Below are 12,464 nucleotides of genomic sequence, written 5' to 3' on the forward strand. Positions count from 1 at the left end.
CTTCTGTGCTTGATTTTAAAACTACATTTATCCGAAAATAATTCTCTTTGCTTCTTCTTCCGAATAAAATAATTCCGGGCTTAAATTTTCACAGAAGTCATAGAACACCGAAACCAAACCTGATTCTTCTAAGGAAATATCTTTTAAAACATTCTTAGATGGAACTGCAAATCGCAGCAATCCGCTTTCCGGTGTAATGCATAAATATAATTCTGCCTTTAAATCTCCAATGTTTTTTTTCAAAATATGTACTTTTCCGGCTTTTTCTTCATCAAAAAGTCGCTTCACTAACTCCATTCTGTCTTCTTTATCCGGAAGCTGATACATTTCTTTCGGAAATTCACTGATGATTCCTGTTTCAATGAACTGTAAAATTCCTTCCATTGAGCAGACATAAGTCATATCCTGTTTTTGAAGATTTGAAATATATTCACATAACACCTCAACTAATTCTTCTCTTTGTGGAAGCTGAGGCACCAGATATTTTTCAATCAATTCTCTGTCTAATACTGCCATCATACATGGAGACATATGAAATGCATATTTCGGATAAGGATTTGCCATTAACATTCCCATAATCATATACTGCTGTTCAATTTCACCCTGCACATTTTCCACTAACCGATGAGCCCGTCTCCGGTATTTTTCAAAACGCTCTTTCATCATTTTAATCAGTTCCGGGTCATTACTTAAATATCCGTCCTGCAAATCATCCGACAGCATACATACATATTTTGAAGTTAAAATCATATACGGAAATACAGAGAAATTTCTTCCCAATGAACCAAGGTCTGCATAATAATACCAGGTGTTATAATCGTAATTGTAATTATATAATGGAAGAATATGTTTCAGACAATCTAACGTATAATTTGATTTTGAATATGCAATCTCCGGTTTGTTATCCAGGCAGATAATATGGTCAATTATTATTTCGTTTGAAGTATTTCCACGCATTGCCAACAAATTTCCTAACGCATGTTCCGGCTGTGCCAGTATCTGAATATGTCCTTTTTGGTTTTTTGTTTCATCTGCAATAATATGAAAAAGCGCAGAATTAATTTCATAATTGCCGCGAAGCAGCATATAACTTGAATTTGGAATTTCAAAGTCCTCTTTAATTTCTACTGTTGGCAGTACATTTTCCAAGTTACTGGTCATTGAAAAGTCAGAAAAAAATTTCATTACATTTTTTCTTCGATAATAGTTATCGTGTCCTACCATTGTAATCTCATAATTTTCTTCTAAAATTTCTTCCTCCGCCGGTGAAAGATGCATATATTCACACAACAGATTTAAAACTTCCAGACTCGGCGGTTTCCGCTCTCCACGCATTACTTTATAAAGATTAGCTCTGTCATATCCACAATATTTTGCCAGACGGTATACGTTGACATCTTTCTCTTTCACGAACCGCGATAATACAGTTGAAAATTCGCTCATATTTTCCGTTTCCCCTCTGATATATTTTCTTTCTTAATTTTTTCTTCTCTATCAGATTTTTTCTTCTGTTTCTCTTTTGTATCTCTGATTTTTATAAATCCATTTTTGCAAAGTCACTTATACATAATACCACGCTCCCTTATTTTTTACCATCTAAAAACTTATCCCTTGTCCTTTACACTTGTTATTTAAACATAATTTTATACTTTCATCTTTCTCTAATTTTCCATAAATTGAAACTCTACTATCTTAAAATTGAAACTCTGTTCTTTTAAAATTCAAAATCTCTGATTATTAAAAAGATTTTAGAAAGGTCAGATATCTGATGTACTGTAATATTATCACATTTATTATTTTTTATCATTAGTCTTATTAACTTTATTTATAACAGATTTGATTTTTATATTTTTTATTTTTGATATAATATGATTCATTTTTGGCATTTTTTCGCATTGAACTCCTGTCGTACCAATGATATGATGAAAATAGTTATACTCCTTTAAATTTTTATTATTGGGAGGAATTTTTATGAACTCTAAATCTTCAGATAATTCAAACGGAAATCAAGATTATAATTCCCTTGTAAAGAAACGATTATTTAAATGGAAGAGAGATTTTGAACGGGCTCTCGGGGAACAGACTTTAAATTATTCCGGTATCGCAGATATGATGTTTCAACGGTTTAATATCAAAACCTCACCCAGTAAAATACGCGCTATGCTCGATGGTGAATCCGACAGAGAAGTAAAACTTCCAGAGCTTGTCGCACTTGCGCAGATTTTTGATATTCCTTTATGGAGTATCTGTGAGCTTCCGGAAACAACAGAGACTCCTTCTCCATCTGACTTTAACTTTTCCCGTCTTACAAAAGGGAAACTTAAAGACTCTGGGATTCATCAGCTTACCAATCAGTATCATGCTTATGACTACTATTGTTATTATTTTAATCCCAAACACCATCAAGAACATTTAAAACCTATTAAAGATGGCAAAATTCAAGAAGCTAAAATGAATGTTAACATAACCGAAGGACGCACCATCGTAACTTTTGAAGAAATAAAAACAAATACAACTTTTTGTGGAGACCCTATGCCTCCGTTTAAACTCACTGGTGATTTGAAACTTCTTGAAAATCCATCTATAGCATATAGTTTCATTTCAGACGATACTGGTCGCAGGGCTATGGCTCTTATGTTTCGATATTTAAATTTAAATTCTGATATTCGATATTATATTCCTGCTGGTATGCTGACCTTTTCCACTAACAAAACTCATGAACCACTCTTTCAAAAAATGGCATTATTCCGAGTCCGACAAAATCTTGATAATCTTAATACAACCAATATGCTACGTGGAATTTTATCACTAAATTCTACTCCAATCGTCATAGACCAAGACACTCTGGAAGACCTGCGTAAAGACGAAACACTAAAAAGACTTTTAGCACCTGATAAAGCTGTATTTACTAATTGTTCAGTATTCCTTGAATCTTTTATAAGCAGTAATTCTTATTTTATTCCAGATGAAAATGAAAGAATGAATGTTCTTCTTCAAATACGCAAAAACAGCTTATATCCATCACAGGAAATCATAAGTGAACCTGAACACTTTAATCTTTTCATAAAGAACCATCAAATGCACCAGAAAGAATATCCTGAGTTCGTTAAGAGTTTCAAACAACAACAGGAATCGGTGTCAAGGAATCGGCAAAAATCGGTATCAGACACCACCTAAAATCAATCAACATCTTGACTGACTTTGACCGATGTCAGTAACCAAACAAAAGACGCCACCCCATAGAAAAATCAACCTCTACGGGGCAGCGTCTTTTTATAATTTAATCACATCATATCATGCAATCCTTATCACCTGCTCATACAACAATATTTCTTTTTCTGTCACGTTCTGATTGTCATGATAATGCCCGAAAAACCATTTCTTAAAGTTTGTGCTCTGTCGTATCTCCTCCAAATATCTTGTCTCAATATCATCTTCAAATCTCTCTCTCCCCAAGAGCTGCTGAGTACTCGAAGCACAGCAGTGCGTCACAATAAAATCCACCGTATTATTATGCTCTTCAAGATTCTTTCGTCCCTCTTCCATCTCTTCTTTGGATGGCAGTTCCTGTGCCCACCAACTCCAATGATTAATACGGTACGGTATTCCCACTCGATTTAAACGCTTTATCTCTCTGTGAAAATTCGATGTATCCATCTCTAAAATCCCACCGCTGATATCATGACTGCTTGCTCCACCAAAGGTAAAAATGCTTCTATTACAAATTTCAAAGACCTGTCCACGCATTAAATGCAATACCGAGGGTCTGATTTTATGCACTTTTCCACCATGCCAGTTTTCAATCGGATATCCATAAAGCCGGTCAAAATTTTCGTGGTTCCCATCCACGAACAGCGTCGTAAATGGTTTTTCTTCCAGCCAGTCGAGCAGATGTTTTTCTTCTTTATCTTCTTTTTCAAAACTCCATACTCCGCCAAAATCCCCACAGACAATCACATAATCCTCTTTGGTCATTCCTTTTTGTTCCGGAAAATTTTGAGTACTAAATCTCCTGTATTCACGATGACAATCTCCTGTAATGTAAATCATCCGAAATTCTCCTTTCTGAAATTTCTATAAAGCAGACTTTCACAATCCGTTTCGCTACTTGCTCATGAACGCAGTATTTCTACTTCCTTTGATTCTTCACTATCCGACTGTAAACGCCTTGCCAGACAGGTATTTCTTCTGGTCGTCGTTTCATTTCTTATCGCATAATAAATTGCTTTCTTTTCACCAACCAGTACCAAAATTTTTTTCGCTCTGGTCACTCCTGTATAGAGAAGATTTCTCTGTAACATCACAAAATGGCTCATCGTAAATGGCATGACGACTATCGGATATTCACTTCCCTGTGATTTATGAATTGTAACTGCGTAAGCAAGCATCAGTTCATCCAGTTCTGTCACATCATAAACAACTTCCCTTGTTTCAAATAAAACGGTCAATTCCCGCTCTTCCATGTCTACTTTTGTAATTGTACCGATATCTCCATTAAATACTTCTTTCTCATAGTCATTTCGAATTTGCATAACTTTATCATTCAGCCGATACTGCGTTCCACCCCTTCGCAAAAAGATTTTTGATGGATTCATTGCTTCCTGCAGTACCTGATTCAGATTAATCGCTCCACATTCTCCTCTCTGCATCGGAGTCAATACCTGAATGTCCTGCAAAGGATCTACATGATAATATCGTGGCAGGTTTGTCTTACAATATTGGACAATCGTATTTACGACATCCTGATTGCTTTCTTTTGGCGCAAAGAAAAAATCTGCATCTTTTCCACCACGCATATCAATCCCTTCCCCTTTGTTGATTCGATGTGCATTCATAATAATCCGGCTTCCCTGTGCCTGACGGAAAATCCGGTTAAGACGCACCACCGGAACTCGTCCCGAATCAATGATATCCCTTAAGACATTACCTGCACCTACACTTGGCAGCTGGTCAATATCTCCAACCAAAATCAAAGACATCTGCTCCGGCATCGCTTTTAAAAGATTGTACATGAGCATGATATCAATCATAGAACACTCATCTAAAATCAAAACGTCCCCTTCCAACGGATGATCTTCATTTTTCTGGTAGCCTTCCGGTGGTTTATATTCCAGCAAGCGGTGAATGGTCTTTGCCTCCATGCCCGTTGCTTCGGACATTCGCTTTGCGGCTCTTCCTGTGGGCGCAGCCAAAATAATCTCACACCCTGCCTGTTTGTATGCGGAAATAATTCCTAATGTTGTCGTTGTCTTACCGGTTCCCGGTCCACCGGTCAACACCATAACTTTAGATGAAATGGCTGTTTTCACCGCCTGCCACTGAATTTCATCATAAGTAATTTGGGATGATTGTGCCACTTTCTCCAAAATTTTTTCCGGATTCTCACACTTTTTTTGTCTGCCTGACATCAAATGAACCAGTCTCTTTGCACATCCACTTTCCGAAAAATAATAAGGTGGAAGATATATCGCTTCCTTTTCTTCAAACACCTCTCGAATGATATCATTCGTACGGAGCATTTCGTCTAATGTAATCTCCAGTTCCGGCTGTTCTACTTCCAGAAGGACACTGGCCTTTTCAATCAACTGTTCTCTTGTAGCATAACAGTGCCCCAACTCTGCAAGTTTATTTAAGGTATAAAAAATACCACTGCGCAGTCGGACAAATTTTCCTTTCTCAATTCCCATCTTTTGCGCAATCGAATCCGCTGTCTTAAATCCAATGCCCCAGATGTCATCTGCCAGCCGATACGGATTTTCTTTTACAATGGCAATGCTCTCACTTCCATACGTTCTAAAAATTTTCGTTGCATGAGAAGTGCTGACCTCATGACCTTGCAGAAACAGCATAATATTCTTGATTTCTTTTTGTTCCTGCCAGCTCGTTTTTATCCGATCCACTCTGACTTTTCCTATTCCCGGCACTTTCAGCAGTTCGTCCGGTGTCTCTTCTATAATATCTAAGGTATCTTCTCCAAATTTTTCCACGATTCTCTTTGCAAACTTCGGTCCAACACCCTTAACTAAACCAGAACCCAGATATTTTTCTATTCCATATACGGTTGCAGGAAGAGTTTCTTCAAATTTCTGTACAGAAAACTGCCGTCCATATTTGGCATCCATCTTCCACATACCGTCGAGCGATAATACGGAACCAACATGAGTATCCGGCATTGTGCCAACCACAGTTACAAGGTCATTATAATTTTTCACAGCACATTTCAAAACTGTGTAGCCATTCTCTGTATTTTGATATGTAATTCGCTCTACTACACAACGCAAATGCTCCATAAACGTTTCCTTTCTACCATGGGTATCTATAGACATTTGCAAAATACCACAAGCCGCATGACATCCTTTCGTTTATCATAAGCGAACCCCCACTTCCCTTGGGAGGTGGGTAGTTGACACTGTTTTCCTCCTCCGCTTTGGCTTATTTATCTTGCAAACGCAAACCTTATTATCCTAAGTATAGTCTGTTTTCGCAATTATATCAAATGAATTCAGAATCCTATCAAAACAAAATAATATAACGCAAAAAGAGGTGCCGCTTTTTGCGAGCACCTCAAACTTTATCTCATAAAAAAGATTCTGTTTTTTGATTTATTGGCTTAATTTCAGCTCTCTTTTTTCTAATAAAAAGAACCGATAAAATCAGAACTACCGGAAAGACGCAGGCAGCCAACATGCCGGCTTTCAGGTTATCATTTGCATTCTGAGTCACAACCCCAATCACACCAGGTCCAATGGAGCCACCCAAATCACCTGCCATCGCAAGTAATGCAAACATGGCAGTTCCTCCAAGCGGAATTTTACCGGAAGTAATACTAATTGTTCCCGGCCACATAATTCCGACTGAAAAGCCACATACGATACAACCTGCAAGATTTAAAATCGGAAATGGACCTAATGCTGCAAGCAAATAGCAAACAAGACAAAGCACTCCTGAACCAATCATAAATTTTATCAAATCTAATTTTTCACCGTATTTTCCATAAAATGAACGACTAACTCCCATCATGACTGCAAACAGACACGGTCCTACAATATCTCCGAGACTCTTTGGAATATTAAGTGCGGATTCTGCATAAGCAGATGCCCACTGTGCCATAGAAATTTCACTTGCTCCGGCACAAACCATAAGAATAATTGCGATCCAAAAAATAGGGATTTGGAACAATTGGCTGATACTCATACCTTCTCCTTCTTCCGTCAAAGATTCAATCGGACAAGAAAGAAAATTAAAGATATTATACAATGGAATCACTGCCCAAATACATGCAAGAATTTTCCAATTTTCAATTCCAAAAATTGCAAAGAATAAAGTAGAGAGCAAGATTACTCCAACTGAACCCCAACAATAAAATGAGTGCAAAAGACTCATAACACTCTCTTTATTATCAAACGGACATGCTTCTACAATTGGACTACCAAGTACTTCAATAAGCCCACTTCCAATTGCATAAATCATAACACTGACTAAAATTCCAACATAAGGAGAAGGCAGCAGCTCCGGTAAAACAGCCAGCCCAATCAAACCTACTCCGGACAATACTTCAGATGCAACAACACTTCTGCGATATCCAATTTTATCTACATACTTTGCACAAAACAAATCCACAAGCAACTGTGAAAAAAAGAACACTGTTGAAATAAAAGCAATCTTACCAAGTGAAATCTGATAAGTCCTGTGAAACATCAAAAACAACAGCGGCACAAAGTTTGCAGTGATTGCCTGAGTGATGAATCCTAAATAGCAGGCAATTAATGTTTTTCTATACTTGCTTTTCATTAAAAAATTTCCTTTCTGCTTATTTTTTTATTCTACGTTCTTTTTCACAAAAACGTCTACTGTACAATAACACAATCTCACTCTTTTTTCACTGGAATATATCAGATATTTATTGTATAATATCGTAAATTCAAAAATTATGGAGAAGAAATACGGAGAAAAAACATGGATTATAACACCTACTACAATAAAATTTTGACAGATGAAAATATGATGGAAACAATTCAGCATGGTCGTAGCGATTATCCATTTCACTTTTATTATGACAATCTGTCTTTATTTGATTTTAATTGCATCGAATGGCACTGGCATAACGAATTCGAATTTGTGTTTGTTGAAGAAGGAAATGCTGTATTTTTGGCAGGAGAAAAACAGTTTTCCATAACTGAAGGGCAAGGATTCTGGGTTAATTCCGGGATTCTTCATCGCTTTTATTCTGAAAAAGGAGCCGTCATTCCAAATTTCCTACTGCTTCCAACATTTATTGCAGCTTCAAACAGTCGAATTTACCAGAAATACGTTGAACCCATTGAAAAATCAGCATTAGATTGTTTGTTTTTTTCACCGGAAATACCCTGGCAAAAAGAAGCTTTACATATTATGAGAAAAATAATATCACTCCAAATAGAAGAAGGCGAAATGGAGCTGCTCACCTCTTGCCTTGTACAAGAACTTTGGCATCTGATTTATTCCCATGTAAAAGAAGATTTATCAAAAGAAAAACAAATAAATATTGTTTCATCACAAGGTCGACTGCAACTTATGATGCAATACATTCACCGAAATTTTGACCAAAAACTTTCTTTAGAAGAGATTGCCGAACAGGCCATGGTAAGCAAAAGCACGGCGTTAAACTTGTTTCACAGATATCTTCATGATACACCGTTGCATTATTTGCTAAAATATCGATTGCAGGAAGCAGCAATTCTTTTGACTACAACAAAGAAAAAAGTAATTGTTATCGCTGAAAACGTTGGATTTGAAACGGTTGATTATTTTTGTAAGCAATTTAAAAAATATTATGGAGTGACACCTACGGAATATCGAATTCAAAAAGCAGCTGCTCTATAATGCTGTAGCTACACGAACTTTAGAATTTGAACTTTTTTGTTTCAAAACCGAATAAAAAGCATAATCTCCGAGTAGAAAGCTATCGGCTGCTTCCTGAAAATAATACAGAAAGCAGCCGATTATTTTTTATCTGTACGAAGAAGGTGTTTTACCGGTCTTCTTTTTGAAACAAGAACTAAAGTAATATTGGTTTGAATAGCCTACTTTCGCACTTATCTCTTTCAATGGAAGACTGGTATTTTTTAATAAACTACACGCTGCTTCAATCCGAATGTCTGCAATTACATCCGAAATATTTTGCTGGCGCTGCTTTTTAAATAGCGCACTAAGGTGCGCCGGACTGATATGTACATTTTCCGCAATTTCGTTCAAACATAATGTGTTATCCTGATAATGCTGCTGTATATACTCCAACGTTGCAGCACAAACATGCTCTTGATGGCTTTTCGTTGAAAGGTTCATTTCATCAGAAATTGTCTGACACAAGCGAAACAGCCATTGGAAAATTTCTGTACTTGTCGAGAACGCATCAAGCTGTTGGTACGTCTTAATAATATCTTTTTCCATATCATTGATGTTAAGCCCCATGTCACAAAGAAATTTCAGTAAATGCCCCAAAAGCTGATAGACACGCAAAAAGATAAATTGTTTGTTTTTATAGCTTTGCGTCAATTCTTCTGAAAATGAGAGAATCCATTTTTTTACTCCATCCAAATCATTTTTACACAACAGCTGGATCAGTTCTTCATTTCCGGAAACCTCATATAACTCTACAGTATAATCTTTGTCTACTGTATCACTGATTGTAAAGATATCTTTCTGTGGAAAGAAAAAACGATATTCCAGTGATTTTAATGCATTTGAATACGAAGACGACAACGACCACAAACATTTAACAATGCTGCCAATTCCAATATTTATTTCGAAAAGATGATGCTTATACAGTTGTATTAATTCTGTCAACAATCCATATGACGTACTGTAGAAGTATTTTGGATTTGAATAATTGTGCCCAAGCAGCAACACGATTTCATCAAAGGTTGACAAAGTATGCACCAAAGCAAAGTTTTTATTAAAAAGTTCCCCTATCGTATCCGACATACTCATTAACTTTATATGATACTCTTCAATTCCGTTTTTTTCTTTGATTTCTGCTGCGTTTTGTATTCGAATGACAATCGCCTGATAGTAATGATATTCCAGGTTTAATTGAAGATAATTTGCATAATCTGAAAGTGTATATCGCGCTTCATCACTTGAAGATTGTATTAATTTATGAAAAAAATTGTCAACCATGATTGGACGACTCTTTTTTAAGATTGCAAGATTCTTCTGCTCTTTATCGAGCATATCAAGCGCATTACGAATGATTTCTTCCAGATAAGCATAATCAAGTGGCTTCTCTATATAATCAAATGCTCCCAGCCGTATCGCTTGTTTGGCATATTCAAATTTATCAAATGCACTGATCAGGATAATTTTTATAGAGGAATTCAGTTTCAGTGCATTTTCGGCAAGCGATAACCCATCTAACTGTGGCATTTCAATGTCTGAAATAATCAAATCTACCGGATTATTCTGCAAATAATTAAGTGCCTGTTGCCCATCATAAGCTTTACAAACAACTTCTGCATTTAAATCAGACCAGCCAATATTATGACAAATCCCATCAACAGAGATATGATTGTCATCTATAATCATAATTTTGTACATTACTAATCCTCCAGTAACTGCGGAATTCTGATATGAATCGTTGTTCCTGAATCTTTATTGCTCTCTACTCTAAGTGTACCATGACCTTGCAAGGAAGAACAGATTCGTGAATTGATATTGCTGATACCAAAATGCTTCTCATAATGAATCTGTTTGGATTCAATGCTTTCCTGAATTTCATTTAATTTCTCAGGAGACATCCCCATTCCATCATCCGAAATTATGATTTCAATCATATCATCATCATATGTGATAGAAATATGGATATGCATATGGATTCCATTGCCTTTTAAACCGTGCTGAATTGAATTCTCCAAAATCGGCTGTAAGGTAAATTTACAAATAAGAAAGTTTTCGATGCCTTCTTCCAGCTCTATATCCCAATCAAACAAATTATCTTTACATAATGCCTCCATCTCCATGTACAAACATGCGATTTCCAGTTCTTTTTTAATCGGAATCAAATCATTTGAGGTGCGCAACAGCCCTCTGTAAAACCGTGATAAATCAGCAAGCATTTTATCTGCTTTGCTAATTTCCCCCAATGACAATAAATTCTGCACAGATGCCAAAATATTATATAAAAAATGAGGATTAATTTGTGACTGCAGCAACTGATAGTTCAATTTTTCTTCTTGTATTTTTAAATTTAGATTACTTTCAAAGCTCGCATTTAACTCTGTAATCATGTTAGCACAAGTAACCGTCAGCGTATCAATTTCATCTAAATGAGAAGAAGTTGCCGGAACCAACTCATTAATCTGTGTTGCATCTATGACGTTGTCCATCTTAAGCTCAGACATAGAATGTGACAAACGATTTACTTTATTTGTCATTTGATCCGCTACCCAGATAATTGCAAACATCGTCAACGGAACCACAATTATAAAACACACGAAAATCATTTTTACAAGAAGCGATGCACTTTGACGAATATAGTAATCCGGTGTCTCAGTAATCAAAAACAGCTGGTTGTGTACCGGTGCTGAAATGATTTCACATTCATTATATGAAATATGAGACGTCTTTCTATTTTGGGTAAGCGCATTCCGTTTTTCATTAGTCAAAGACGTACCGATTTGTGTCTGATCCGTACTTGCTAAGATGGTTCCCTCCGCATCTATTATGTAAGAAACAGAAGGATTCTCTTTTGAAAATTCGTCCAAATAGTAGCTTAATTCATCGCTCGTTATATGAAGTGCAAAACAATATTGTTGCGAATTAATTTGGGCAGACCGATAGCATGAAAGTACGCCTACGGGATTTTTGTTTTTACTTACCATATATGGAAACTTCACTCGTTTCTGAAACAGCCACTTCGGTTTAATTCCCTGATTGGCAAAATCACTTAACTGTACTCTATAATCTTCCATTTCCGATAAAGAACAAAACGTGATTCCTTCATTTGACACAAAACTGTCCTCCGGCAGAAAAACATTTACATGATAAATATTAAATGAATCCGCCATCGAAGTAATATTGTTTCGCACCGAGGAAAGGGTATCAAGATATTTTGACATCGGCTGTTCCGGGGTTGTGCATAACACACATAAATTAAAATGAATCGAATCTGCTAAGCTCTCTATCTGAGTCATTCGATTTTCAAGCAGATTTTGATTTTTTTCACACGCTATTTTGGTTTCTTTTAGCATGTTGTCTTTTGCTATATTGTAAGAAATTTTGTAAGAAATCGTTCCCAATACAAAAAGGGGAAAAATCGCACAGAGAATAAAGCAAATGAGTAGCTTTAAGCGAAAATGTTCTTTGATGGTATTGATTAATCTTTTAGCAAACTGCATATATGTATCACTCCTTCCAGCCTAATTCTAATCAAAAAAACTAAAAAATACAATCATTTACATCAAAAACGAAAAATAATATAAATCATG

8 protein-coding genes are annotated in these 12,464 nt (G+C 36.1%); 2 read left to right on the plus strand and 6 right to left on the minus strand.

The genetic code is table 11. The features are described from left to right. Nucleotides 1-27 precede the first annotated feature (27 nt). Nucleotides 28-1,443, minus strand: a complete 1,416-nt coding sequence (locus ACYQ2D_RS08855) for a helix-turn-helix domain-containing protein (RefSeq protein ID WP_459785203.1) — start codon at nt 1,441-1,443, stop codon at nt 28-30. A 528-nt stretch (nt 1,444-1,971) separates the two neighbouring features. On the opposite strand from ACYQ2D_RS08855, the gene ACYQ2D_RS08860 reads away from it, so the two are divergent. Next, entirely contained in the window at nt 1,972-3,177 is a 1,206-nt protein-coding gene (locus ACYQ2D_RS08860) for a hypothetical protein (protein ID WP_459785205.1), read from the plus strand. A 117-nt stretch (nt 3,178-3,294) separates the two neighbouring features. Here the strand turns inward: ACYQ2D_RS08860 and ACYQ2D_RS08865 are convergent, their stop codons facing one another. The 3 genes from ACYQ2D_RS08865 to ACYQ2D_RS08875 all read right to left on the minus strand — a co-directional run bounded on the left by ACYQ2D_RS08865 (nt 3,295) and on the right by ACYQ2D_RS08875 (nt 7,791). Beyond that, nucleotides 3,295-4,050 (minus strand): metallophosphatase, encoded by a 756-nt coding sequence (locus ACYQ2D_RS08865; RefSeq protein WP_459785206.1) that lies wholly within the window; start codon nt 4,048-4,050, stop codon nt 3,295-3,297. Nucleotides 4,051-4,112: 62 nt separating this feature from the next. Then, entirely contained in the window at nt 4,113-6,290 is a 2,178-nt protein-coding gene (gene recD2 / locus ACYQ2D_RS08870; protein ID WP_459785207.1) for an SF1B family DNA helicase RecD2, read from the minus strand. 286 nt (nt 6,291-6,576) lie between these two features. After that, complete coding sequence (locus tag ACYQ2D_RS08875; protein ID WP_459785208.1) at nt 6,577-7,791, minus strand: MFS transporter; 1,215 nt, start codon at nt 7,789-7,791, stop codon at nt 6,577-6,579. Nucleotides 7,792-7,956: 165 nt separating this feature from the next. Here ACYQ2D_RS08875 and ACYQ2D_RS08880 point away from each other — a divergent pair, with 165 nt between their 5' ends. Beyond that, nucleotides 7,957-8,862, plus strand: coding sequence for a helix-turn-helix domain-containing protein (locus ACYQ2D_RS08880; RefSeq protein ID WP_459785209.1), 906 nt, complete (start codon nt 7,957-7,959; stop codon nt 8,860-8,862). 126 nt (nt 8,863-8,988) lie between these two features. Here ACYQ2D_RS08880 and ACYQ2D_RS08885 read toward each other — a convergent pair whose 3' ends face one another. Further along, entirely contained in the window at nt 8,989-10,575 is a 1,587-nt protein-coding gene (locus ACYQ2D_RS08885; protein ID WP_459785211.1) for a response regulator, read from the minus strand. Nucleotides 10,576-10,577: 2 nt separating this feature from the next. Further along, on the minus strand, nt 10,578-12,374 hold the full coding sequence (locus ACYQ2D_RS08890) for a sensor histidine kinase (RefSeq protein WP_459785213.1): 1,797 nt from the start codon (nt 12,372-12,374) through the stop codon (nt 10,578-10,580). Between the last annotated feature and the right edge of the window lie 90 nt (nt 12,375-12,464).

This window comes from Blautia stercoris (assembly GCF_054657695.1).